Here is a 24,468-nt window from a genome sequence, read left to right as displayed (position 1 = left end):
GGCGGATCAGAAGAGGGCGCGCGGCTGCTGACAGGATGTTGGCAGCAGGGCAGTTCTATACCGGGACAACACATCGACTGAAGAGGATTTGTCCATGTTCATCCCAACCCATCTCGGCCCGGCCGGTCCGTTGTGGCGTGCAGGCGCCTCGCTGCACGCCTGGAGCTTCAGCCGCCTGACGTTTTTCGATCTCACCGTCGTCGATCTCCGCGTTGCGCTCGCGACCATGGTGACACGTTCGCTGATCCGGGCTGCGGACGCGCTGGTCCGCCATGTGATGGGCCGCGCCTGGCGGGGAGCCCGTTTCGCAGAAGATATCACGGCTGCTGCCACCATGGTGGCAGCAGTCCGGCACTAGGTTCCGTCGACCCTTTCGGGAGGTTCAGGAGAGCTCCAATGATCACGCTTTATGGCTTTGGCACCGGCTTCGGCCTGCCGGAAATCAGCCCTTTCGTCACCAAGACGGAGGTGCAGCTCAAGATGGCGGGACTGCCCTACCGGAAGGAGCGCGCGATGCCGCCGGCTTCGCCGAAGGGCCAGCTGCCTTTCATCGACGACGGCGGCGAGGCGGTGGCCGATTCCACCTTCATCCGCGCCCATATCGAGCGCCGCTACGGCTTCGACTTCGACGCCGGCCTGTCCTTGCAGGAGCGCGCCCAGGCCTGGGCGTTCGAGCGCATGATCGAGCATCACGTCTATTGGTCGCTGGTCGGCGCGCGCTGGGTCGACGCTGCCAATTTCGCCAAGGGCCCGGCGCATTTCTTCGACGGCGCGCCCGAGCACAACCGCGAGAAGCTGCGCGAGGACGCGCAATTCCGCGTCGCCGAGAATTACCTTCTCTCCGGCCTCGGCCGCCACGCTCCCGATGACGATGTCGAACTCGCGGCCCGCTCGCTGTTTGCACTGTCGGTGCAGCTCGGCGACAAATCCTATCTGATGGGCAACAAGCCCAGCGGGGTCGACGCGACCGCGTTCGGCGCGCTGGCGGGCATCTTGACGCCATTCTTCGAATCCGGCCTGCGCGAGCGCGCGGAAGGATTTCCGAACCTCACCGCCTATGTCGACCGGATGATGGACACCTACTATCCGGAGTTCGCCTGGACGCCGCTGCGGCAGGCGGCCTGACGCAAACGCGCGAGAATCGCAAAAGAAAAGAGCCGGCCCGATGGGCCGGCTCTCATCGTCTTGGAAACCGCCGTTGCTTACTTCGCGAGCGTGTATTTGCCGTCCTTGACCGTGAGCAGGATGCGCGAGCGGTCGTCGAGGCCGTAGCGATCCTTTTCGGTGAAGTTGTAGACGCCCTGGCTCGCCGGGATCTCCCTTTCGGTCAGCCATGCCTGGCGGATGGCCTCCCGGAATTCGGGGGTACCGGGCTTGGCCGTCTTCAGTGCTGTCGGGATGATGCGCTTCAGGACCTCGAAGGCATCGTAGGAATGGCCGGCGAACTGGCTGCGGCTGCTCGGGCCATATTTGCCCTCATAGGCAGCGTTGAGCGCCAGGCCCGGCTTTTTGGTGAGCGCGCTGTCGGGTTGATCTTCCGGATCCATCACCGGGCCCGATGCCATGAGCACGCCCTCGGCGGCCTTACCCGCAATGCGGATGAAGTCCATGCTGGCCGCACCGTGGGTCTGGTAGATCAGGCCCTGATAGCCGCGCTCGCGCAACTCGGTCTGCGGCAATGCGGCGGCGGTGCCGGAAGCGCCGATCAGGATCGCGTCGGGATTGGCCGCGACGAGCTTCAGAACCTGTCCGGTGACGGATGTGTCGGGTCGCGCGAAGCGTTCCTCGTCGACCATGGTCATACCCATCGGCACGCCCTGGGACTTGAAGTCATTGAACCAGAGGTCGCCATAGGAATCGGAATAGCCGATATAGCCGACCGTCTTCACGTTGTGGGCCTTCATGTGCTGATAGAGCACCTTGCCCATGATCGGAATCGGCTGCGGCATCGACACCGACCACTTCGCGCGCTCGGGTGAGATAGGGAACGGCGCGAGGCCGAAATGCGGAATGCCGGCTTCGTTCGCCACGTTGGAGATCGCGATCGACGGCGGCGTCGTCGATGAGCCCATGATGATGTCGGCCTTGGACTCTGTGACGAAGCGGCGCGCGTTGGTGGTCGCGGTGGTCGGGTCGCCGCCGTCGTCGAGTACGATCACCTTCAGCGGCACACCCCCGATTTCCTTCGGCACGAATTCCAGCGCATTGCGCTCAGGAATGCCAAGGGCGGCGGCGGGACCCGTCGTGGTCACGCTGATGCCGATGGTGATTTCAGCAGTTTGGGCCAACGCGGGCAGGGCCGGCAGCGTAAGCGCAGCCGCGGCGATGGCGGCGGTCAGGTAAAAGCGTTTCATTGATTCCTCCCTTTTCATGTTTCTTTGAAAGCAGAAATTCGGAGCTATTTCAGCCCCGTCTTTTGGCGATGCGGCGTTTTAACTCCGGATCTAACTCCCTGTGAGTTTCGCTACCATTTCCGGCGGAAACGGTGCTGATTTCAGCTTGTCGGGGTTAACGGGATCGCGGCTGACCAGGACGCGGGTCTCAAAACCCTCGATCGCCAACGCCTCGCCCTTGTAGACGTTGTGCTTCACCTCGAAGCTCGAGCGCTTGATGCTCTCGATCTTCGTCTCGATGGTGATCCAGTCGCCATAGGTCGAGGGGATGTAGAATTTGGACCGCGTGTCGACCATGGGGATGCCCACCAGGCCGTATTTGCGGACCAGATCCTGCTTGGAGAACCCGGCGACCTCGAACAGGGTCGACGTCGAATCGTCGAACATCGCGAAATAACGCGGATAGTAGACGATGTTGGCGGGGTCGCAGTCACCCCACTGGATCTGGACGTCGCGCCGGTTCACGAACATGCGTTTGCGCGTCCTACTTCGGCGCCATGCGCAGTGAGCCGTCGAGGCGCACCACCTCGCCGTTGAGGTAGGAGTTCTCGACCATGTGCAGCGCGAGCGCGGCGAATTCGTCGGCGTGGCCAAGCCGGCGCGGGAAGGGAATCGCGGCGGCGAGCGAGTCCTGGGCTTCCTGCGGCAGGTTGGCGAGCAGGGGCGTAAGGAACAGGCCGGGCGCGATCGTCAGCACGCGAACGCCGAACTGGGCCAGTTCGCGCGCGATCGGCAACGTCATGCCGACGATGCCGCCCTTGGAGGCCGAATAGGCCGACTGGCCGATCTGGCCGTCATAGGCGGCGACGGAGGCCGTGTTGATGATGACGCCGCGCTCGCCGGTCGCCTGCGGCTCGAGCTTGGACATCTCCGTCGCGGCGAGGCGCAGCATATTGAAGGTGCCGATCAGATTGACCTTGATCACCTTGTCGAAATCGGCGAGCGCCATCGGGCCGTCGCGGCCGACGACGCGCTTCGCAACGCCGATGCCGGCGCAGTTGACCAGCACGCGCGCCGGACCGTGGGCTTTGGTTGCCTGCGCGATCGCGGCCTCAGCCGAGGCGGCATCGGAGACGTCGCAGGTCACAGCGACGCCCTTGATCTCGGCGGCAACAGTCTCTGCGAGCTTGGCATTGAGATCGCACACCGCGACCTTGGCGCCCTGCGCCGCGAGTTTTCGCGCGGTCGCCGCGCCAAGCCCCGATGCGCCGCCGGTGACGATGGCTGCCTGATCCTTCAACAACATGGCGTTCTCCTTCGATGATGTCTTAGCCGAGCGATATCACACGGTCAGATGGATTGGCAGCGTAGAGCTCCTCGACCAGAGCGTCACGATGATCGAGCACGGCGCGCTGGTTGATCGAGCCCTTGTCGGTGACCTCGCCCTTGTCGATCGACAGCGGCACGTCCAAAAGGATCGCGCGCGTGATCCGCGTCGAGGAGCCGGTGGCCGTAGAAAGGAAGCGCGTCAAGCGTTCGCGGATGGCTTCGCGCACCAGCCGGTCGCGTGCGGTCACGGTGAGATCGTCAGTGGGTAGCGTCGGGTTGATCAGCCGGCAGCCGTCGAGATCGAGCAGTACCAGCGCGGAGACCTCGTCGCGGTTGATCCCGGCGATGATCACGTCGCGCACCAGTGGCGCGCAGGCGGCAACGAAGCGCGCGCGCAAGGGGCCGACGCTGACCCAGGTCCCGCTGCCGAGCTTGAAATCCTCACCGATGCGGCCGTCGAAATCGAAGCCGGCGTTGAAATCATCGGGATCGACGGGCTTGAGAGCATCGCCGAGCTTGTAGAAGCCTTCTTCGTCGAACGATTTTGCGGTGATGTCGGGCTGGCGCCAGTAACCTGGCATCACGTTAGGCCCCTTGCAACGCACTTCCATCTTGCCGTTGTTCGGCACCAGCTTGGCGTCATTGCCCGACACCGGCAGTCCGACATGGCCGGAGCGGCTGGTGCGCGGATTGACCGACATGAAAAACGGCGCGGTCTCGGTCGCGCCGAGGCCGGTCAGCATCGGCACGCGATAGCCCTTTTCCTTGACCGCGAGCTCGTCGAGGCTGTTCCAGACGAAGGGTGACAGCGCCGCACCCGAGAAAAACATCGCGTGCAGCCGGTCGAAGAATTTTGCGCGCAGGCCCTGGTCGTCACGCAGATAAGGCAGTAGCGATTCATAGCCCTTGGGCACGTTGAAATAGACCGTCGGCGAAATCTCCTGGAGATTGCGCACGGTCTCCTCGATGCCACCGGGCATCGGCTTGCCGCCGTCGAGATACATCGAGCCGCCATTATAGAGCGTCAGCCCGATATTGTGGTTGCCGCCAAAGGTGTGATTCCAGGGCAACCAGTCGATGATGACGGGCGGCTCGTCCTTGAGGAAGGCGAGCGTCTCGCGCAGCATCACCTGGTTGGCGCAGATCATGCGCTGGGTGTTGATGACGGCCTTGGGATTGCCGGTCGAGCCCGACGTCAGCAGGAATTTTGCGATCGTGTCGGGGCCGATCCTGCCATGCACCTCGTCGAGGTCGCTGCGGATCGGCGTTGCCATGAGGTCGGCGAGCATCGTGACGTCGCGGCCCGGCACGTGGCCATAGGAGGCAGCGATCTCGGTGCCGAGCGAAACATTGGCGGACAGCGCATCCGAGAACTTGCCGGCGTCCTCGGCGAAGACCAGACCGGGCGTCAGCAGCTTCATCAGATAAGAGAGCTTGCCGTAGTCCTTCGACACCAGCGAATAGGCCGGCGATACCGGGCAGAACGGAATGCCGGCATAGAACGCGCCGAACGCCAGCAGCGCATGGTCGATCGAATTGCCGGACAGGATGACGACCGGCCGCTCCGCCGACAGCCCGCGCTGGAGCAAGCCCGAGGCAATGTGCCGGCTCGCGGCGAGCAGCTCGGCATAGGTGATCTTGCGCCAGCCGCGGCCGCCTTCGCGCTCCGCCATGAACACGCGGTCCGGCGTCGTCGTCGCCCAGTGATGCAGGCGGTCGGTGATGCGGACGGGATAGTCGCCGAGCGGCTGCTTCGGCCGCAGGTAGATCGTGCCATCGGCACGCCGCTCGATGTCGACGACGGGATCGCCGAACGAGATCGGCCGCAGCGGAGAAGTGCCCGCGCCGCGCTCTGTGCTGGAAGAGGACGGCTGGGCGCTCATGACTTTGGCTTTACCTTCGCGGTCTTATGCTCGAGGAATTCGCGGATCCTGCGCTTGGCTTCCTTGTCGCTCTGCGCCACCGTCGCCATCAGTGATTCCATCAATAGGCCGGTCTGCGGATTCGCTTCTGCGATCATCGGCAGTGCCTGGATCACGGCGAAATTCGTCAACGGCGCGTTGGATGCGATCTTGGTCGCAAGCTCCAGCGCCTTGGTGAGGCCGTTACCGGCCTCAGTGACATATTGTGCAAAGCCGTAGGAGGCGCCTTCGGTCGCGCTATAGACGCGGCCCGTCAGCATCATGTCCATCATACGGGCGACGCCGATCAGCCGCGGCAGCCGCACCGAGCCGCCGCCGCCGACGAAGATGCCGCGCTGCCCTTCCGGCAGCGCGAAATAAGCTGTGGGCTCGGCGACGCGTATGTGGGCGGAGCAAGCAAGTTCGAGCCCACCGCCGATCACCGCGCCCTTGAGCGCCGCGATGACGGGCACGCGACTGTACTGGATACGATCGAATACCCGGTGCCACATCTGCGAATGCAGCAGGCCGCCCGTGGCGTCGTGATCTTGCAGCTCGGACAGGTCGAGGCCGGACGAGAAATGGTCACCAATGCCGTGAATGACGACCGCGCCGATGTCCTCGGGCAGGGACGCAAAGCAATCGCCGATTTCGAGGATGATGCCGTCGTTGAGCGCATTGCGCTTGGCTGGCCGATTCAGACCTACGGTCAGAACCCGGCCCACCCTCTCGATCTGAAGCAGCCCGGAGGCGCCCGCGGCAGCGGTCTCGGCGTTTCCCTGTGTCATTTGCGTCCTTGTCAGAATAGTTATGTTGTATAACGAATTCTGGAGGAGTCAATATGGAGGAGGGCGGGATAGCCCTGCCGCAGAGACTGTCTGGATTGCTTCGCTTCGCTCGCAATGACGAGGCGGCGGTGCCCTCACACCACCTGATGCACGTCGATCACGACGCGGTCCGCATGCCGTGCCGCTGAGCCCACAAAAATGTGCTCCATCAGCCAGCGATACTTTTCGTGTCCCGTCTCGAACTTCGGCACGGTGCGGAAATAGATCAATTTGGGATCGACCGGCTCGCCGCGCTTGAGCTTTTGCAGCAGCTCGACCGCGCCGAAGCGCATGCCCTTGTTCTCGACATAGATCACGGCGCCGTCGTCGGTCGCGAAGGCGTATTTCGCCTCGAGATCGATCAGCTCGTTCGGGCGGATGGTCTGGAAGTCGGCGCCGAACGGGAGCACCTTGCCGGTGATCGCACCCATCACCTCGCCGCCGATGATCGGAATGATGCGGCGGACGCCGATGCCGGTCTCGCCGGCTGTGACGACGTCGCCGATCTCTGCGGTGATGGTGAAGACGTATTTTGTCTCGAGCGTCGGTGTGGTCATCACTTCACCTCTCAATGCGCCATCATCCGTGTCGGCAACCATGTCGCCAGCAGTGGGAAGGCGATCAGGATCACCAGGCGAACCAGATCCGTTGCCACAAACGGGATGACGCCCTTGAAGATGGTGGAGAAGGAGACGTCCTTCACCACGCTCTTGATGACGAAGACGTTCATGCCGACCGGCGGATGGATCAGGCCGAGCTCGACCGTCATGACGATGATAACGCCGAACCATATCGGGTCGAAGCCGAGGTGCATGATGACGGGGAAGACGATGGGTACGGTGAGGATGATCATCGCCATCGCGTCCATCAGGCAGCCGAGCACGAGATACATCACCATGATCAACGCCAGTACGCCGTAGGAGCCGAGGCCGAGGCCGGTCAAAAATTCCGTTACCTTCTGCGGGGTCTGCGTCACCGTGAGGAAATAGCCGAAGATCAGCGCGCCGATCAGCACGGTGAAGACGGCCGCTGCGGTGCGCGTTGCCTGAAGCAGCGACGTAAAAATCTTCTCGCGGTCGAGCCGGCCCGTCACCACGCCGATGATGAAGGCGCCCGTGGCGCCGACGCCGCCCGCCTCCGTCGGCGTGAAACGCGGCAGGAAGGGCAGCCCGTAGAGGCCGCCGATTACGAACACGAACAGCAGCACCGGCGCCCAGATGTCCTTCAGCCCGGCAAAGCGCTCGCGCCAGGGCAGCACCTTGCCCTTGGGCAGGAAGTCGGGGCGAAAATAGCCGATCAGGCCGATCGTGATCATGTACATGGTCATCGCCAGCAAGCCCGGAATGATGCCGGCGATGAAGAGCTTGCCGATGTCCTGCTCGGTGATGATGCCGTAGACCGCAAGCACGGTCGACGGCGGCAGCATCGCGCCCAGCGTGCCGCCAGCGGCGATCACGCCGGTCGCAAAGGACTGCGGATAGCCGAAGCGCCGCATCTCGGGATAGGCGACGGCGGAGAAGGTCGCGGCGGTCGCGACCGACGAGCCGCAGATCGCGGCGAAGCCGCCGCAGGCACCGACGGTGGCGATGCCAAGCCCGCCGCGCAGATGCCCGACAAAACCGTTGGCGGCACGGAACAACTCGCGGCTCATGCCGGAATTGCTGACGAAGGAGCCCATCAGCAGGAACATCGGAATGACGCCGAAGGTGTAGTCGGTGACCGTGCGCATCGAGGTCTGACCGACCAGTTTCAGTGCCGGCGTCGGACCGACCAGATAGGAGAAGCCGGTGACGCCGACGAGGCCCATGGCCATGCCGACGGGCACGCGCAGCAGCATCAGTGCGAACAGGGAAACGAAGCCGAGAACGGCGACGGCATCGGTGCTCATGATTACTCCGTCGCCTTCAGCTTGGGGTCGTGCATCTCTTCGGGATGGAAGATCAGCCGGTAAGTGCGGATCGCGATCAGCAGCACGGCCGAGACATCGCCGATCCAGGCGATCGCGAAGAACGGCCATGTCGGCATGTGCATGTCGAACGTCTGGACGTTGTCCTTGTAGGTGCCGCGGACCTTGTCGAACAGTGTCCAGGTCTGAACGGTGACGACGAACAGCAGCACCAGCGTCGCGAACACGTCGATCCAGCGCTGATAGCGCGGTCCGACATTGCCCCAGACCAGGTCGACCGTGATGTGCGTGCCGCGATAGGAGGTCGCGGCAATGCCCCAGAAAATGAGGATGCCGAGCAGCATGCGGCCGATGTCGAAGCTGTCGGGAATCGAATAGTTCAGCGTGTTGCGCAGCAGCACCGACAGGAAGATGTCGAGCGCGACGATGCCGACGAAGGCGGCCGCGATCCATTCGATCGAGTCGATGACGCGGTCCATCCAGGAGCGCTTCATGGAGAGAGGGTCCTTCCGACGAGTTCGAGGTGTGCCCGGGATGGAGCTGCGCTCCCTCCCCCGCCTGCGGGGGAGGCATAGGCGGCCCTCGGCCGCCGTTCTTGTAGACAACGCCGATGCGGAGCATCGGCTATGGGAGAGGGTGCTTCCACAATCGAGAACCCCCAAGAGGAGAGAGCCCTCACCCGGCGCTCCGCGCCGACCTCTCCCGCAAGCGGGAGAGGTGCGGCGAGTCCGCGGCCGCGTCTTGGCGTCACTCCGCCAGCGCGTTGTACTTCTTCAGCGACGCCTTCAACTCCGCGAGTGTGGCGTCGGGATCGACGCCGGCCCTCTTGGCACCATCACCCCAGGTCTTGACCAGCGGCTCGGCCGCCTTCTTCCAGGCGGCGGTCTGGTCCGGCGTCAGCTTGTAGACCTCGTGACCCTCTTCCGCCTTCACCTTGTCGATACCGGCATCCTCGAACTGGCCCCAATGCTCGCCGACCACGCCGGCCATCTCGGTCGTGCAGTTCTTGTCGATCGCGGCCTTCTGCTTGTCGGACATCGAATCGTACTTGTCCTTGTTCATCACGAACACGAAGGTCGTGGTGTAGAGCGGCGCTTCCATGTGGTACTTCGTCACCTTGTCGATGCCGAACAGCACCAGCGAGCCCCAGGGGAACGTGACGCCGTCGGCGACGCCGCGCTCGATGATGTCGCGCACCTCGGGTGCGGACGACTGCACGTTGGTGCCGCCGAGCGCGGTGACGAAATTCGCCATGGTGGCGTGAGCGGGGCGGATTTTCATGCCCTTCACGTCCTCCGGCATCACGATCTTCTTGGTGCGGGAGTGGAAGGAGGAGGGCGAGTGGACGAAGGCGAGACAGTATTTGACGTCCTTCATCTCCTTCGCGGCATATTTGCGATACCAGGCGTCCAGCCCCATCGAGCCGCCCTTGGCATCCGAAATCAGGAACGGCAATTCGCCGGCACCGATGATCGGGAAGCGGCCGGGCTGGTAGCCGGGATTGACGTAGGTGACGTCGGCAATGCCGTCGCGCGCCATGTCGTAATGGTCGAAAGCCTTGCCGAGCTGCTGGGCCGGAAACACCTTGCCCGTGATGGTGCCGCCGGAATCCTTGTTCACCGCGGCCACCCAGTCTTCCAAAGATTTTTGCAGCGGGTGCGATGCCGGTACCCAGTGCGAAACCTTCAAATCGAAGGTCTTGTCCTGCGCCAACGCAGGCGTCACGCTTGCTGCCAGCAGCAAAGCCAGACAGGCTTTCCTCATCACACGTCTCTCCCTCTTTGTGACGGCGGGCTTTAATGGCCCGGTCTCGTTATTTAACATGTTATCTAATTGGCCGCCGCGTTCAAGCCGGAACTGCCGCGGCGTGCCGCCGCGTCATCTACGTCAGCCATGTTTGCATGGATTTGTCGCGCTGCGGCGCACTCCCCTTTTGCCCGACCGTTATATGATATAATTATCGTGCGCGGGCGCCCGCGACAAGCGAGCCGCGACCAAAGCCTACAGGATCGGGAGGAGCAAGTATTGCGGACAAAAGTCGCAATCATTGGGGCCGGGCCGGCCGGATTGTTGCTTGGGCAACTTCTGCATCAATACGGCATCGAGAATGTCATTCTGGAGCGGCAAAGCCCGGATTACGTGCTGGGCCGCATCCGCGCCGGCCTCCTGGAGGAGGGGACGGTCGGGCTGCTTGATCAGATCGGCGCCGGCGTGCGGGCGCATGCCGAAGGCCTGTTGCATGAGGGCATTGAGCTTGCTTTTGCCGGCCGCCGACATCGCATCGACATGAAGGGCGCGACCGGCAAGACGGTCATGATCTACGGCCAGACCGAGGTTACGCTCGACCTGATGAATGTCCGCCAGGCGGCTGGCCTCACCACTGTCTACGAGGCCAAGGAGGTGCAGCCGCTTGATTTCGACGGCAGTCACCCGCGCGTAACCTGGGTCAAGGACGGTGTCACCCACACGCTCGACTGCGACTTCATCGCCGGCTGCGACGGCTTTCACGGCGTCAGCCGGGCCAGCGTCCCGGCCTCGGCAATCGAGGAGTTCGAGCGGGTCTATCCGTTCGGCTGGCTCGGCATCCTGTCCGAGACTTCACCCGTCAGCCACGAGTTGATCTACTCGAACCATGCGCGCGGCTTTGCGCTCTGCACCATGCGGTCGATGAAGCGCAGCCGGCACTATGTGCAGTGCTCGCTCGACGATCATGTCGACCAGTGGCCGGACAATCGCTTCTGGGACGAACTGAAGCGCCGGCTCGATCAGGAAGCCGCCGACAGACTCATCACCGGCCCCTCGATCGAGAAGAGCATCGCGCCCTTGCGCAGCTTCGTCGCCGAGCCGATGCGCTTCGGCAAGATGTTCCTGTGCGGCGATGCCGCCCACATCGTGCCGCCCACCGGGGCCAAGGGGCTGAATCTCGCCGCAAGCGACGCGCATTATCTCTCGAGCGCGCTCCGCGAGTTCTACGACGAGAAATCGAGCGCCGGCATCGATGCTTATTCGGCGAAGGCACTCGCGCGTGTCTGGAAATCGGTGCGCTTCTCCTGGTGGATGACCTCGATGCTGCACAAATTCCCTGACAACGGCAGCATCGGCGCGCGCATCCAGGTTGCCGAGCTCGACTACGTCACGCAGTCGCAGGCCGCGATGACGTCGCTGTCGGAGAATTATGTGGGGTTGCCATTTTAGACGGTACCGTAGGATGGGCAAAGCCTAGCGTGCCCACCGTTCTCTCGTGTACGGACGAGACGGTGGGCACGGCGCGCTGCGCCTTTGCCCACCCCACGGGATCTGTATTTGGGGCAACGCTATCCGTTTCAAACATCCACGCAAATCCCGTTTAAAACTTTGTAATTGATGCGTCCGTCACGTTCATCGCGTTCAATGGCGACAATCATTGCAATGGACACGGGACACGCATGACTACGACTGACATTCCTGACGGCTTCGAGCCGCTGTCCCGCAAGAGCCCGCTCACCGAACCCTGGGAGCCGCTCTACGCGAAGAAGACCGACAGAGCCGTGATCATCGGCCTGCGGCTTGCAAGGCCGCACACCAATGGCCGCGGCCTGATCCATGGCGGCCTGATCACCGCGCTTACTGACAACGCCATGGGCTATAGCTGTGCGCAAGCGACGAACTGGACCACCTCGTTCGTGACCGTCTCGCTCTCGATCGATTTCGTCGGCTCCGCCGGAATCGGCCAATGGTGCTCGATCGAGAGCGACGTAATCAAGACCGGCAAGACGATCTGCTTCGCGCAGAGCCTGATCAAGGCCGACGGCGTCGTGATCGCACGAGCCAGTGGCACATTCCGGGTGGTGCCGAAGAAGGGCTGAGCCTACCCGAACTTCCACTCCGCCGTCTCCACCACGAGATCGATGAACGCGCGCACCTTGGCCGAGAGCAGGCGCGAGGTCGGGTAGACGATGTGGATCGGCAGCGCGGGCTGCTCGTATTTCGCCAGTACAATTTTCAGCCGTCCGCGCTTCAGGCCCTCGGCGGCCTGATAGGCCAGCACGCCCGTGATGCCGCCGCCGGCCTCGGCATATTGCAAGGCGGCGTCGGCGCTGTTGCTGGTGAAGCGCGGGGACGGGGTCACCTCGATGTCGCGGCCGTCCTGCGCGAAGCGCCACGCCGTCGCGGGACCGAACAGGATGGTCTGATGCTCGGTCAGCGCCTCAGGCGTCTTCGGCTCGCCGTGGCGTTTCAGATAGCCCGGCGTCGCCACCGTGATCCGCCGCATCTCGCCGACCTGGCGCGCGACCAGCGAGGAGTCGGCGAGGTGGCCGATGCGGACGGCAGCATCGACGGCGTCCTCCACGAGGTTGACGAGGTTGTCCGACAGCCTGAGCTCGCAGGTGACCTCGGGATAGCGCTTGAGATAATCGGTCATGACCGGCCCGACATGTAGCCGGCCGAAGCCGACCGGGGCCGACACCACAAGACGTCCGCTGGGCCGGTTTCGCTCCTCCCGCGCCGAGCCGTCGGCCTCCTCGATATCGGCGAGGATCCGCCGGGCGCGTTCCAGATAGCGCGTGCCGACGTCGGTCAATCTCACCTGCCGGGTGGTCCGCTGCAGCAGCCGGGCGCCGAGATGGTCTTCAAGTGCCGCGATCAGCCGTGTCACCGCCGAGGGCGACAGCCGCAGCTTGCGCGCCGCCGGCGCAAAGCCGCGCAGATCGGCGACGGTGACGAAGACGTGCATGGCTTCAAGGCGGTCCATGAGAATTATTGCATATATTGCAACGATGAAGTGTCAATAGGTCCAATTGTTTTGATCACTGGAGGGGCCATTTTAACCCATGAAAGACGCACAGACGCGCCGGAATTTTCAGGAGACGTTCCGATGACTGCAGTTCGTACCTATGCCAGCGACGTGGCCTTTACCCCCGCGGTGAAGGCGATCCAGGCACGCAAGGGTTCGCGCGAGGCCTATGGCCGGGTCGAGCAGCGCGGCTGGCGCACCGAGGTCGATGAGAACCTCGAAGCGTTCCTCGCCGATGCCAACAGCTTCTATTTCGCCACCACCTCGGCTGACGGCCAGCCCTATATCCAGCATCGCGGCGGCCCGAAGGGGTTTCTTAAGGTGCTGGATAAGCAGACGCTCGCCTTCGCCGATTATGCCGGCAACCAGCAATATCTGACCCAGGGCAATCTCTCCGAGAATCCCAGGGCCTACATTTTCGTGATGGACTACGCCCATCGCCGCCGGGTGAAGATCTGGGGTGAGGCGCGGGTGGTCGAGGACGACGACGCGCTGACGGACGCACTGATGCCGAAGGGCTACCGTGCCCGGCCCGAGCAGGTGGTCGTGTTCAAGATCTCGGCCTGGGACACCAACTGCCCGCAGCACATTCCCCAGAAGTTCGACGCCGCGGATGTGGCGGCGGCGCTGGCTGCGAGGGACCAGCGGATCGCGGAGCTCGAGGCGCAGGTCGCGGCGCTGAAGGGGCAGGCTGCAGCAGAGGAGAGCTAATCGTCGACATCGTCCTGCGTGCGGCCGAACAGGTGCACGATGCCCGGCGTCGCGATCGTCACGAACACGAAGCGTGAGAGGTGATGGGCGCCGACGAAGATGGGGTCGATGTGCAGCGTCAGCGCCAGCGCCAGCATGGCGTCCATCGCGCCGGGCGCGAAGGCGACCACAACGTCGGAGAACTTCACCTGCGTGGTGAGCGCGGCGATGCCGACGAAGATCGCGGACACGGCGATGGCCACGGCAAATGAGCCCAGCGCCGCGTTGATGTGGCCGGTCAGCGTTTTGATCCGCATCCGGGCAAAACGGCTGCCGATCAGCGCGCCGATGCCGACCAGCGCGACGCCGCGCCCCCAGTTCGGCAGGCCGCCCTCGACCCAACCCGCGCCGTGCAGCAAGCTGGAAGCGATCATCGCGCCGAACATCCAGCTTGCCGGAAACTTGATCAGCCGCAGCATGAGCGATGCCGCCAGCGAAGCCGCGACCAGTTCAACAAAATCGATCGGTGACGCAATCGTCGTCGTCAGCGACGGCGCGACAGAGGGTGCGACGCCCGCGATCGCCAGCACCATCGGCAGCGCCGCGGTCAGGATGATCACGCGCATGGTCTGCACCACCGCGATGCCCGGCAGGTCGGCGCCGCGCTCAACCGCTAGAATGGTGATTTGCGACAGCGCACCGGGGCTGCCGGCGAGGAAAGCCGAGGTGCGGTCCCAGCCATGGACGCGCTGGAGGTAATAGCTCGAGCCGAAGGTCGAGCAGAAGGTGGCGAGCGCCAAGAGACCGATGGTCAGCGGATAAGCGCTGACCTGCTCGATCAAATGGCGCGAAACGACCGATCCGAGCGAAATGCCGAGCAGGACCAGTACGGTCTGAGTCAGGAGTGGCGGTACCGAGAGCTTGCGTCCGGCAATCGCGGCGACCCCGACCGCGATCATCGAGCCCGAGATCAACCCGCCCGGAAGGCCGGCTGCCAGGAAGGCCAGCCCGCCGGCCGCGCCGATGACGAGCGTTTCCGCGGTGCCCAAAACTTTGGCACGGCTCGGCCATTCGAACGGCAGGGAGGCGGTGATTTGCTTCACGCCGCCTTATCGCAAATCGGCGAGAGACGCACAATTGCGGGCTCATCATGCCGCAATGCGTGCGCCTCTCGCCAAAGGCAAGGGAAGGATTGTGAAGGATTTACTTCTTGTCGGCGGCAGGGGCAGGCATGGCGCCGCCCTTCGCGGTCTTGATGCACTCGGAACGGAATTTCTTGCGCTCCTTGCCGTGCAGGCCCTTGGCGTCCGCCTGCTTGGAGCATTCGAGCGATTCGGCCGAATGCTCCTTCGGCGCCTTCTTGTCGGTGGTCGTGGTTGCATCGGTCTTGGCGGCCGGGGCGGCGGTCTTGGCGGCGGGGGCGGCGGTCTGCGCGAAGGCGGTGCCGGTGGCGAACAAGGAAGCGATCGCGACGACGGCGAGGCGGGAGGCGAGGGTCATGATGCTGCTCTTCTTGCAAGAATTGCGGAGGGTTGCGAACGTCGCCCCGCCTTGCTGAACGCCGCATGAATGATCCTGAGCGGCGCGATCACTATATTTTGGCGCCGAGCAGCATCACTTCCTTGTCGGATGTCCCCAGCACGCTAGGATAGCAGTTCTCGTTTTGCTTTCCTGAGGGAGACCAAGGATGACCATTCAAGCTAGATTGTTGTGTGCAATTGCGGTGTCGGGCGTTGCCGCGCTGGTTGCGAGTGCACCGGCCCAGGCGTTGACCTCGCAGGAGTGCAGCGCGAAATATCAGGCTGCCAAGAAGGACGGGTCGCTCGGCACCACGAAGTGGAATGACTTCCGCAAGGCCCAGTGCGGCGCCGACGCGACGCCTGCCGCTGCGCCGACCGCGGCCGCCCCTGCTGCGCCTCCGCCTGCTGCCGAGCCGAAACAGGCCAAGAAGGAGGCAGCCCCCGCTGCTGCTCCGGCCCCGACCATGCCGATGGGCAATGCCGTCTTCCCGAACGCGGTCGACGCGAAATACGCCAAGGAGAGCGCCGGCAAGGCGCGCCTCCATACCTGCGTCGACCAGTACAACGCCAACAAGACCACCAACGGCAATGGCGGCATGAAGTGGATCGAGAAGGGCGGCGGCTATTACAGCGAATGCAACAAGAAGCTGAAGGGCGCCGCCTAAGGCTTCGAGATCACGCCGAGGCCGGGGCACCAAGCTCCGGCCTCTATGCTTCAGCCGAGCAATTTCTCGGCCGATTTCGCTACGAGCTGTGACCGCTTGCGTGGGCCGCGCTCGATGAACAAGAGGCTCTGGCCGAAGATGAAGCAGTAGAACAGGAAGGCCTGCGCTTCGGCCTCCTCGGTATCGAGACCAGTCGCGCGATAGAGCTCAACGACGTGCTGAAGCCGCGCCGCATCCACGCTCGCCACCGCCGCAGCCGCGCTCTCGTCGGAGCGCGCCCACTGCCGGATTGCAAGCTCGATCGCCATGCCCTCCGGATTGAGCCGCTCGGAATAGAGCTGGATCACTGCCCTCAGCCGCTCGCGGGGCTCCTGTCCGTCGAGGCTGGTCTGCTCTGCGATCGATGCCGAGCGTCCCTCCCGCCAGTGCACCAGCATGGCCTCGAGCAGCGCGGCGCGGTCGGCGAAGCGCCGGTAGAAGCCACCCTTGGTGACGCCCAAATTCTTGGCGAGCACCTCCACCCGCACCCCCTCGACGCCTGCGCGGGCGAGCTCGGTAAACCCTGCCTCGATCCAGACATCGCCCTTGCCGTCGTTCATGAAGGAAGCCTCACCGGTTCTTGATACGGTGCCGTATTGCTAACGTGTCCCCTGTCCGATACGCTACCGTATCAAGATAAAAGACAGACAACGGGCAGGGAACGGCGATGGAGTGCGAGGCGACCTATCGCGGCGCGGTCTATCCATGGCAGTGCGATCATGTCGGCCACATGAACATCATGTGGTATGTCGGCAAATTCGACGAGGCCAACTGGAATCTGTTCGCCCGGCTCGGTCTGACGCCGAGCTATCTGCGCTCCTCCGGCCGCGGCATGGCGGCGGTGCAGCAGAACATCACCTACAAGCGCGAGCTGCTCGCCGGCGACATCGTGGAGGTCCGCAGCCAACTGCTCAAGCTTCGCGAAAAATCGATCTGTTTCCAGCACGATATGACGAATGCCGAGACCGGCGAGATCGCCGCGTTTTGCGAAGCCACGGCCGTGCACATGGACCGCAGCTTGCGCAAATCCGCGCCCTTCGCCGACGCCATCCGGGAAACCGCGCTTAAGTATCTTGTCGAACCGGCCGAGGTCTGAGTCATGGCTGCGTTCGAGCCGAAAAACCCGGGCTATCGTGCGGCAGCCATCGCGATGTTCGAGGGACAGCCCGCGATGCGCACGCTCGGCATCGTGATCGTTCGCCTCGCCCCGGGCGAGGTCGAGCTGGCGATGCTGCATTCGCCTGAATTCACGCAGCAGAATGGCTTTGTCCATGCCGGCATCATCACTGCTGGGCTCGATAACGCCTGCGGTGTTGCTGCCTTCACGCTGATGCCGTCCGAGGCCGATATCCTCACCGTCGAGTTCAAGACCACGCTGCTCGCACCCGCCCGCGGCGAGCGCTTTGTTTTCAAGGCCGAGGTGGTCAAGCCCGGCCGCACGCTCACCTTCTGCGAGGCCAGGGCTTTTGCCGAGCACGATAGCAAGACCACGCTGATCGCCACCATGACCGGGACGCTGATGGCGATGACATCGCGCCCGTAACCCTCTATATGAACCGTAACAATTTCCGGCGCCGAACCCTATTTGCGGCGATGGGACCGAAACGGGACGAGATATGGCCGGATTCAAGAATAAGGGCATTCTGCCGACGCGCCGTGCTGCGTTGACGTTGATCGGGGCTGGCGTCCTCGCGGCTGGCGGTATGACCCTGGCGCGCGCGGCTGCCGATGATGACGAGGTGCTGACCGAAGCCAAGGTGCTGCGCGATCCCGACGTTCCCGTTGCCGGCAATCCCGATGGCAACATCAGCATCATCGAGTGGTCCGACTACAATTGTCCCTATTGCCGCAAGCTCGAACCCGAGCTGCGCCAGGTCATCCAGGACGACGGCAAGGTCAGGCTGGTTTTGAAAGATTGGCCGATCCTCGGGCCCGTCTCGGTGACCGCCGCCCGGATCGCGCTCGCCGCGAAGTACCAGGACAAGTACCACAAGGCCCATGACGCCATGATGGGTGTCAGCTCGCGCCTGACCGAGTCGCGCATCAACGAGCTGCTCGCGGCTGCCGGTGTCGACATGGACCGCCTCAAGAGCGACCTCACCGCGCACGGCAAGGACATCGACGCCATCCTCAAGCGCAACAACGAGCAGGCCGAGGCCTTCGGCTTTCGCGGCACGCCGTCTTTCATCGTCGGCAAGTACCGCGTGCCCGGCGTGCTCAGCATGGCCGAGTTCGAGCAGGTCATTTCCGATGCCCGCAAGGCCAAGATGAACTGACGCGCAGCAGCGTTCATCGCAGCCAACACAAAGGCGCCGCCGCAGATCGCGACGGCGCCTTATTCATTTGGGGGCCGGATTAGTTCGACGAGATCCGGACCCAATCCTTGTGCGCGCGGTCTTGCAGCGCATTCCAATCGGCCTTCGCGACATCCCAGTTCACGATGGTGCGATTAACGGTCGCGACCTCGCCATTCGCGACCGACGAGGTCTGCATGGAGTCATAGACATACACGCCGCAGCCGAGCAGCAGCGCACCCAAAATCATTCCGAAAAAAGTCTGCATGGCTAACCTCCGGTGACGGGCGGATAACGTCGGCCCGGAGTGATGGTTCCGCAGCAGTGCGGCGCAGGTAAGGACGGCTGGTTCATCCCCCATTCAGCCATTGCAGCAGCTCCGCATTGATCTCGCGCGGATAGGTGTGGCTGAGATCGTCGATCTCGCGATAGGTGACGTCGGCGCCCGCGGCTGTGAGTGCTCCCTGCGTCTGCCGCGCGGTCTGCACCGGAAACATCCAGTCGAGCTTGCCGTGGGTGATGAAGATCGGCAGGCCCTGCAGGCGCGTGGCGTCGGCCATCTCCGCCATCAGCGGATGGAAGGTCGCCGACACCGGTGCCAGATGAGTGAAGGGCGAAGCGCCGTCGAGCCCGCTGACATAGCAGAAGGTGCCGCCGTCGCTCATGCCGGTCAGCAGCATGCGTGAGGGATCGATCGTCCAGCGGCTGCGCACGGTTTCGAAGATGCGCATGAGATTGGGCGTGTCGGTGTCGTCGCCCATCAGCGCCCAGGTCTGCCCGGTCGCGGTCGGCGCCACCAGGATGGCGCCAACGCTGCGCGCATCGCGCAGCCAGTTCCACAGAAAACCGCGGCCGTTGCCGCTGCCGCCGTGCAGTGCCATCACCAGAGGCCATGAGCGGTCGGCCGAATAATATTCGGGGACATAGACAGAGAAGCCGCCGCGGCTGCCGGGTTCGTTGTGATCGTGGAAGATGCCGGTGTCCTCGCTGGCACCGACTTCCAGCCGCGCCAGCAGTTCCTCATTCTCGCGACTGGCGGTATTGAGGAAGAAGTTGCTGACCGGCGGAAACTGCAGCGACAGCGGATATAGAGCCTCCTGTGCGCGCGGCAGATGGCGCAGCGCGCGGAAGACCGCGACGAGATCACCATTGCCGCGTTCGACATCGCGGATACCGGCCAAGGCGGCGAGCGTCTCGTTGCAGGCGCGATCGAGCCGATCGCGCAGTCCAGCGAATTGCTCCGGCCATTCGCCGATCGCTGTATATGCCGCCTGTAGCGCATCGTCCGGCGCGCCGATTGTATTCATCACCGAGGCGAAGGCCGGCGGATGCAAATGCCGGGCGAAGTAGCCGAGCGCTTCCAGCGCATTGAGCAGCGGCGGCAGCACGGCCACGATGTCGTCAACGACGGCCTCGGTCATTGCCGCTTCCCTTGCTCGGATCAGTGCAGCTTCGGCGCTTTCAGAAGCTTGAAGCGGTCGGTCGACGTCACCGTGACGTCGAAGGTGACGCCCTCATGATGCACGGTGAGCGGCACGTCGACACCGGCGGCGCCGAGCCCCCACATCTTCTTGTAGAAGCCCGTCTGGCTCGTGACCTTCTCGCCGTCCACGGCGAGGATGACGTCGCCGGTCTTGAGCTCGGCGCGGGCGGCGGGACCGTTGGCCGAGATTCCGATCACCACCACGCGGTTGTCAATCTCGGTCGAATAGAGGCCGAGCCACGGGCGCGCCGGCTTGTTGACGCGGCCGAATTTGCGGAGATCGTCGAGGATCGGCTTCAACAGGTCGATCGGCACGATCATGTTGACGTGCTCGGCCTTGCCGTCGCGTTCACGCTCAAGCTGGAGCGAGCCGATGCCGATCAATTCGCCGCGCGCGTTGATCAGTCCGGTCCCGCCCCAATTTGGATGAGCGGGATAGGTGAACAAAGCCTCGTCGAGCAAATACTCCCAGTACCCCGCGAATTCCTGCTTGGCGACGATCCGGCTCGCGACCGATCGCGTTCGTCCCCCTGCGCCGCCAACCACGACGCGGTCGCCGAGCCGGGTCTCCGCCGCCGAGCCGAGCGGTAGCGGCTCGATGTCGAGTTGGCCGAGTGCCTGCACGAGGCCGAAGCCGGTGACGGCATCGAAGCCGAGCACGTGTCCCTCCACCACCCGCCCGTCGCCGAGATGGAGCCACACGGATTCTGCCTCGGTGATGAGATAGCCGACGGTGAGCACCAGCCCGTCTTCGATCACAACGCCGTTGCCGGCGCGCTCAGTGCCGAGCGTTTCGGCGCTGAAGGCGTCCGGCGGGATGATGGCGTGCAGGCCGACGACGGAGGCGAGCGCACGGTCGAGATCGAAGCCGTAGTCGCTCGCGCGCGGCTGATTGGCCGGCGGCACTCTCCATTCGGTCAAAGCGGGCATGGAGTCTCCTGATCTGCGAGCGCGGTCCCTTCGCCGCGAAATCAGGGCGTGCGAAGCACCGCTAATTTAGGCCGAGGGCGGCCGTCTTGAAAGCCTCGACCTCCAACTATTCCGGACGCTGTCGGCCCAATTCAGCGATCGTGACAGGAACTGCCGGTGCTCTTTGCGGTGGCAACGCGCCGGACCGGATTGGTCGCGCCGGCCGCATGGCTGATGACCGGCGAGCCGGTGGTCGTTTGCGGGTGAAGCTGCTAACCATTGCCGCTTCGTTTGACCAAGAGATCACGGACCGAAGCAATGGACAATCGCAGCGACATCTGGCGTGGCATCGACACGATCAAGGGACGTTTCATCGACCTTAGCGACAAGGTCTGGGGCATGCCCGAAGTCTGCTACACCGAGGCGCGTTCCGCCGCCGAGCATCTCACTGAGCTGCGCCACCAGGGTTTCCGAATCACCGAGAAGGTCGCGGGCATTCCGACCGCGGTGATGGGCGAATGGGGCGAGGGCGGTCCGGTCATCGCCTTCATGGGTGAATATGATGCCCTGCCGGGCCTGAGCCAGGAGGCCGGAATTGCCGAGCATCGTCCGGTCGAGACCGGCGGTCACGGCCATGGTTGCGGTCACAATCTGCTCGGTTCCGCGGCGCTGCTCGCTGCCACGGCCGTCAAGGACTGGCTCGCCGAGAACAAGGTGCCCGGTCGCGTGCGCTACTACGGCTGCCCGGCGGAAGAGGGCGGCGCGGCCAAGGCCTTCATGGTGCGCTCGGGCGCGTTCGAGGACGCCGATATCGCCATCACCTGGCATCCGCATAGTTTCTGGGAAGTCGCAGTGACGCCGTCGCTCGCCAACACCCGCGCCGACTTCATCTTCACCGGCCGTACCTCGCATGCGGCGGCTTCGCCCCATCTCGGCCGCTCCGCACTCGACGCGGTCGAGTTGATGAATGTCGGCGTGAATTATATGCGCGAGCACATGCCGAGCGATGCACGCGTGCATTATGCGCTGCTCGACACTGGCGGCATTGCGCCCAACGTGGTGCAGGCCCATGCCCGCGTGCGCTATTCCATTCGCGCCCGTGATCTCCCCGGCATGAACGAGCTGGTCGGGCGCGTCAGCAAGATCGCAGAGGGCGCGGCCTTGATGACCGAGACCAAGGTCGAGATGAAGATCATCTCCGCCGTCTCCAACATCCTGCCGAACACACCGTTGGAGCAGGCGCTGCATCGGGTCATGGAAGAGCTCGGGCCGCCGCATTTCGACGACGCCGACAAGAGTTTCGCGAGCGAGATTCGCGCAACCCTGACCGACAAGGACATTTCGTCGATCTACTATGCGATCGGCATGGAGCCGACCGATCGGCCGCTGGCCGACTTCCTCGTGCCGTTGGACGCCAAGCGCAACCCGCTGGTCGGCTCGACCGACGTGGGCGATGTCAGCTGGGTGGTGCCGACCGTGCAGGTTCACGCACCAACGGTTGCAATCGGTACGCCTTTCCACACCTGGCAGGTGGTGGCGCAGGGCAAGAGCCCGCATGCCCACAAGGCGATGGTGCAGGCGGCCAAGGCCATGGCCGGCCTCGGTATCAAGGCATTGATCGAACCGGAGCTGATCAAGGCCGCGAAGGCCGATCTCACGAAGCGGACCACCAAGACACCTTACGTCTGCCCGCTGCCGGACCACGTCGAGCCGCCGCTCGATATGTCCGTGGCATAGAATTCGTCTCGATACTTCGTCTGATCTGGAGAACAAATTTTTCGCAGTGCAACTTGGTTTCCCGCGGATTTTGACGTCGGAATGCCGAACCCTTGGGCTGCGGAACGAAGTTTTGCTCAACGGACAGCCAGAAGACCGTTTGCACACACACGGTCGCAGTTGACGTATGACCTATTCAGTGTGCCATCTACCGCCAGCCAAAACTCGGCGGCCGTCCCGCGGCCGCCTGCATCCAATACGGGAACCAGACGGGGACAACCATGCTGGACAAAGAACTGCGTTCGATGATCGGTGACGTGAAGGACGGGCGGATGGATCGCCGCGCCTTCATCAAGCGTTTGGCCGCCGTCGGCCTCACTGCCCCCATGGCGAACCAGATCCTCGCCATCGGCGGCGTTGCCATGGCCCAGAGCCCGTCTCCCTATCCGCCGACCAAGCGCGGCGGCGGCGGTCCGCTCAAGCTGCTGTGGTGGCAGGGGCCGACGCTGCTCAATCCGCATTTCGCCACCGGCACCAAGGATCAGGACGGTTCGCGCCTGTTCTACGAGCCGCTTGCGAGCTGGGACGTCGACGGTCATCTCAATCCGATCCTCGCCGCCGAAATCCCGTCGATCAAGAATGGCGGCCTGTCCGCCGATGCGAAGACCGTGATCTGGAAGCTCAAGCCCGGCGTCAAATGGCACGACGGCAAGCCCGTCACGGCCGACGATCTCGTGTTCAACTGGGAATATGCCAGCGACCCCGCCACCGCGGCGGTTTCGAGTGGTCCCTATAGCGACCTCACCGTCGAGAAGATCGACGACCTCAGCGTCCGCATCACCTTTAAGAACCCGACGCCGTTCTGGGCCAATGCCTTTGTCGGCGCCTATGGCTGCATCATCCCGAAGCATCTGTTCGCCGAGTTCAAGGGTGCGAAGTCCCGCGAGGCGCCGAATAATCTGAAGCCGGTCGGCACCGGCCCCTACAAATTCGTCGAGTTCAAGCCGGGCGATCTGGTGCGCGGCGAGATCAATCCTGACTATCACATGGCCAACCGCCCGTTCTTCGACAGCGTCGAAATGAAGGGCGGCGGTGACGCGGTTTCTGCGGCGCGCGCCGTGATCCAGACCGGCGAATATGATTTCGCCTGGAACATGCAGGTGGAAGACGAGGTTCTGCTGCGCCTGGAAAAGGGCGGCAAGGGCAAGACTCTCTACGCCGTCGGCGGCGACATCGAGTTCATCGCGATCAACTTCACCGATCCCAACACCGAGGTCGATGGCGAGCGTTCGTCGATGAAGACCAAGCATCCGAGCCTGTCGGACCCTGCGGTGCGCCAGGCGCTTGCACTGCTGGTGGATCGCGATTCCATCAAGAAGGCGATCTACGGGCGCGCCGGCCGCACCACCGCGAATTACCTCAATGGCCCCGACGACTTCGTGTCCAAGAACACCAAATGGGAATTCAGCGTCGAGAAGGCGATCGCGCTGCTCGAGCAGGCCGGATGGAAGGCCGGTGCCGACGGCATCCGCGAGAAGGATGGCAAGAAGCTGAAGTACGTGTACCAGACCTCGATCAACGGTCCGCGCCAGAAGACCCAGGCGATCGTCAAGCAGGCCTGCCAGAAGGCCGGCATCGACGTCGAGTTGAAATCGGTCGTGGCCTCGGTGTTCTTCTCCTCCGACGTCGCCAACCCCGACACCTATTCCAAGTTCTACGCCGACATCGAAATGTTCCAGATCCCGATGACGCAGCCCGATCCGGCCCTCCATATGCGCCGCTACCTTTCGCGCAACGTGGCCACCAAGGAGAACAAGTGGCAGGGCCAGAACTTCCCGCGCTGGGTCAACAAGGAGTTCGACGCCGCGATCGACGCTGCCGACGTCGAGATCGATCCGGTCAAGCGCGCAGCGCTCTACATCAAGTGCAACGATCTGATGTGGCAGGACACCGTCGTCATTCCCGTAATGCACCGTCTCGCCGTGGAGGCTGCCAGCAACTCGCTGCGGCCCACGCTGTCGGGCTGGGCCAACCAGACCGACAACATTCAGGATTGGTACCGCGAGGGCTGAGGACGGGCGT

General features: G+C 63.7%; 27 protein-coding genes. 11 read left to right on the top strand and 16 right to left on the bottom strand.

Features of this window, described 5'->3' with window-relative positions:
- The first annotated feature begins 94 nt into the window (after positions 1–94).
- Positions 95–358, top strand: coding sequence for a hypothetical protein (locus tag ABIA96_RS05285; RefSeq protein WP_354135968.1), 264 nt, complete (start codon positions 95–97; stop codon positions 356–358).
- Positions 359–396: 38 nt separating this feature from the next.
- On the top strand, positions 397–1,125 hold the full coding sequence (locus ABIA96_RS05280; protein ID WP_354135967.1) for a glutathione S-transferase family protein: 729 nt from the start codon (positions 397–399) through the stop codon (positions 1,123–1,125).
- Between the two features lie 77 nt (positions 1,126–1,202).
- Here the strand turns inward: ABIA96_RS05280 and ABIA96_RS05275 are convergent, their stop codons facing one another.
- The 9 genes from ABIA96_RS05275 to ABIA96_RS05235 form a co-directional block, all read right to left on the bottom strand.
- Positions 1,203–2,354 (bottom strand): ABC transporter substrate-binding protein, encoded by a 1,152-nt coding sequence (locus ABIA96_RS05275; RefSeq protein WP_354135966.1) that lies wholly within the window; start codon positions 2,352–2,354, stop codon positions 1,203–1,205.
- Between the two features lie 90 nt (positions 2,355–2,444).
- Complete coding sequence (locus ABIA96_RS05270) at positions 2,445–2,864, bottom strand: acyl-CoA thioesterase (protein ID WP_354135965.1); 420 nt, start codon at positions 2,862–2,864, stop codon at positions 2,445–2,447.
- A gap of 13 nt (positions 2,865–2,877) precedes the next feature.
- Entirely contained in the window at positions 2,878–3,639 is a 762-nt protein-coding gene (locus tag ABIA96_RS05265) for an SDR family NAD(P)-dependent oxidoreductase (RefSeq protein ID WP_092230819.1), read from the bottom strand.
- 22 nt (positions 3,640–3,661) lie between these two features.
- A complete protein-coding gene (locus ABIA96_RS05260; RefSeq protein WP_354135964.1) occupies positions 3,662–5,545 on the bottom strand; it encodes a feruloyl-CoA synthase in 1,884 nt (627 codons plus the stop codon).
- Complete coding sequence (locus ABIA96_RS05255; RefSeq protein ID WP_354135963.1) at positions 5,542–6,351, bottom strand: crotonase/enoyl-CoA hydratase family protein; 810 nt, start codon at positions 6,349–6,351, stop codon at positions 5,542–5,544. The genes ABIA96_RS05260 and ABIA96_RS05255 overlap by 4 nt, the downstream gene beginning before the upstream one ends.
- A gap of 134 nt (positions 6,352–6,485) precedes the next feature.
- Positions 6,486–6,947, bottom strand: coding sequence for a DUF3237 domain-containing protein (locus ABIA96_RS05250; RefSeq protein WP_354135962.1), 462 nt, complete (start codon positions 6,945–6,947; stop codon positions 6,486–6,488).
- 11 nt (positions 6,948–6,958) lie between these two features.
- A complete protein-coding gene (locus ABIA96_RS05245; protein ID WP_354135961.1) occupies positions 6,959–8,278 on the bottom strand; it encodes a TRAP transporter large permease in 1,320 nt (439 codons plus the stop codon).
- Between the two features lie 2 nt (positions 8,279–8,280).
- Complete coding sequence (locus ABIA96_RS05240; RefSeq protein WP_354135960.1) at positions 8,281–8,790, bottom strand: TRAP transporter small permease; 510 nt, start codon at positions 8,788–8,790, stop codon at positions 8,281–8,283.
- Positions 8,791–9,043: 253 nt separating this feature from the next.
- Positions 9,044–10,060 (bottom strand): TRAP transporter substrate-binding protein, encoded by a 1,017-nt coding sequence (locus tag ABIA96_RS05235; RefSeq protein ID WP_354135959.1) that lies wholly within the window; start codon positions 10,058–10,060, stop codon positions 9,044–9,046.
- Between the two features lie 261 nt (positions 10,061–10,321).
- Here ABIA96_RS05235 and pobA point away from each other — a divergent pair, with 261 nt between their 5' ends.
- Both pobA and ABIA96_RS05225 read left to right on the top strand, forming a co-directional pair.
- Entirely contained in the window at positions 10,322–11,491 is a 1,170-nt protein-coding gene (pobA, locus tag ABIA96_RS05230) for a 4-hydroxybenzoate 3-monooxygenase (protein WP_354135958.1), read from the top strand.
- Positions 11,492–11,721: 230 nt separating this feature from the next.
- The gene (locus ABIA96_RS05225) at positions 11,722–12,141 is read left to right on the top strand and encodes a PaaI family thioesterase (protein WP_354135957.1); all 420 of its coding nucleotides are present in this window, start codon (positions 11,722–11,724) and stop codon (positions 12,139–12,141) included.
- Between the two features lie 2 nt (positions 12,142–12,143).
- Here the strand turns inward: ABIA96_RS05225 and ABIA96_RS05220 are convergent, their stop codons facing one another.
- Positions 12,144–13,028, bottom strand: coding sequence for a LysR family transcriptional regulator (locus ABIA96_RS05220; protein WP_354135956.1), 885 nt, complete (start codon positions 13,026–13,028; stop codon positions 12,144–12,146).
- A 123-nt stretch (positions 13,029–13,151) separates the two neighbouring features.
- Between ABIA96_RS05220 and ABIA96_RS05215 the strand changes: the two genes are divergently transcribed.
- On the top strand, positions 13,152–13,781 hold the full coding sequence (locus tag ABIA96_RS05215; protein ID WP_354135955.1) for a pyridoxamine 5'-phosphate oxidase family protein: 630 nt from the start codon (positions 13,152–13,154) through the stop codon (positions 13,779–13,781).
- Here ABIA96_RS05215 and ABIA96_RS05210 read toward each other — a convergent pair.
- The gene (locus ABIA96_RS05210) at positions 13,778–14,863 is read right to left on the bottom strand and encodes an AbrB family transcriptional regulator (RefSeq protein WP_354135954.1); all 1,086 of its coding nucleotides are present in this window, start codon (positions 14,861–14,863) and stop codon (positions 13,778–13,780) included. The two genes, ABIA96_RS05215 and ABIA96_RS05210, sit on opposite strands and share 4 nt — an antisense overlap.
- 100 nt (positions 14,864–14,963) lie before the next feature.
- Positions 14,964–15,260 (bottom strand): PsiF family protein, encoded by a 297-nt coding sequence (locus ABIA96_RS05205; RefSeq protein WP_354135953.1) that lies wholly within the window; start codon positions 15,258–15,260, stop codon positions 14,964–14,966.
- Between the two features lie 187 nt (positions 15,261–15,447).
- Between ABIA96_RS05205 and ABIA96_RS05200 the strand changes: the two genes are divergently transcribed.
- On the top strand, positions 15,448–15,945 hold the full coding sequence (locus ABIA96_RS05200) for a hypothetical protein (RefSeq protein ID WP_354135952.1): 498 nt from the start codon (positions 15,448–15,450) through the stop codon (positions 15,943–15,945).
- 50 nt (positions 15,946–15,995) lie between these two features.
- Here the strand turns inward: ABIA96_RS05200 and ABIA96_RS05195 are convergent, their stop codons facing one another.
- Positions 15,996–16,544: a TetR/AcrR family transcriptional regulator gene (locus ABIA96_RS05195; protein WP_354135951.1), complete on the bottom strand. Its 549-nt coding sequence runs from the start codon at positions 16,542–16,544 to the stop codon at positions 15,996–15,998.
- Positions 16,545–16,651: 107 nt separating this feature from the next.
- Between ABIA96_RS05195 and ABIA96_RS05190 the strand changes: the two genes are divergently transcribed.
- The 3 genes from ABIA96_RS05190 (at position 16,652) to ABIA96_RS05180 (ending at position 18,260) form a co-directional block, all read left to right on the top strand.
- The gene (locus ABIA96_RS05190; protein WP_354135950.1) at positions 16,652–17,080 is read left to right on the top strand and encodes an acyl-CoA thioesterase; all 429 of its coding nucleotides are present in this window, start codon (positions 16,652–16,654) and stop codon (positions 17,078–17,080) included.
- Between the two features lie 3 nt (positions 17,081–17,083).
- A complete protein-coding gene (locus ABIA96_RS05185) occupies positions 17,084–17,527 on the top strand; it encodes a PaaI family thioesterase (protein WP_354135949.1) in 444 nt (147 codons plus the stop codon).
- Between the two features lie 73 nt (positions 17,528–17,600).
- Positions 17,601–18,260: a DsbA family protein gene (locus ABIA96_RS05180; RefSeq protein ID WP_354135948.1), complete on the top strand. Its 660-nt coding sequence runs from the start codon at positions 17,601–17,603 to the stop codon at positions 18,258–18,260.
- A 79-nt stretch (positions 18,261–18,339) separates the two neighbouring features.
- On the opposite strand, the gene ABIA96_RS05175 is transcribed toward ABIA96_RS05180, so the two are convergent.
- From ABIA96_RS05175 to ABIA96_RS05165, 3 genes are all read right to left on the bottom strand, one after another.
- Positions 18,340–18,546 carry a hypothetical protein gene (locus ABIA96_RS05175; protein ID WP_354135947.1) on the bottom strand — a complete coding sequence of 69 codons (207 nt, stop codon included), beginning with the start codon at positions 18,544–18,546 and terminating at the stop codon, positions 18,340–18,342.
- An 82-nt stretch (positions 18,547–18,628) separates the two neighbouring features.
- Positions 18,629–19,699 carry a carboxylesterase family protein gene (locus tag ABIA96_RS05170; RefSeq protein ID WP_354135946.1) on the bottom strand — a complete coding sequence of 357 codons (1,071 nt, stop codon included), beginning with the start codon at positions 19,697–19,699 and terminating at the stop codon, positions 18,629–18,631.
- Positions 19,700–19,719: 20 nt separating this feature from the next.
- Positions 19,720–20,691: a S1C family serine protease gene (locus tag ABIA96_RS05165; protein WP_354135945.1), complete on the bottom strand. Its 972-nt coding sequence runs from the start codon at positions 20,689–20,691 to the stop codon at positions 19,720–19,722.
- Between the two features lie 297 nt (positions 20,692–20,988).
- Between ABIA96_RS05165 and ABIA96_RS05160 the strand changes: the two genes are divergently transcribed.
- Together ABIA96_RS05160 and ABIA96_RS05155 are read left to right on the top strand one after the other, a co-directional pair.
- Entirely contained in the window at positions 20,989–22,407 is a 1,419-nt protein-coding gene (locus ABIA96_RS05160; RefSeq protein WP_354135944.1) for a M20 family metallopeptidase, read from the top strand.
- Between the two features lie 260 nt (positions 22,408–22,667).
- Complete coding sequence (locus ABIA96_RS05155; RefSeq protein ID WP_354135943.1) at positions 22,668–24,458, top strand: peptide ABC transporter substrate-binding protein; 1,791 nt, start codon at positions 22,668–22,670, stop codon at positions 24,456–24,458.
- Positions 24,459–24,468: the final 10 nt, after the last annotated feature.

Origin of the sequence: Bradyrhizobium sp. LB11.1, from assembly GCF_040549385.1 — a bacterium.
Lineage (GTDB): Bacteria > Pseudomonadota > Alphaproteobacteria > Rhizobiales > Xanthobacteraceae > Bradyrhizobium.
Note: the sequence above shows the minus strand (reverse complement) of the source record. Positions and strands in the feature narration are given on the sequence as shown.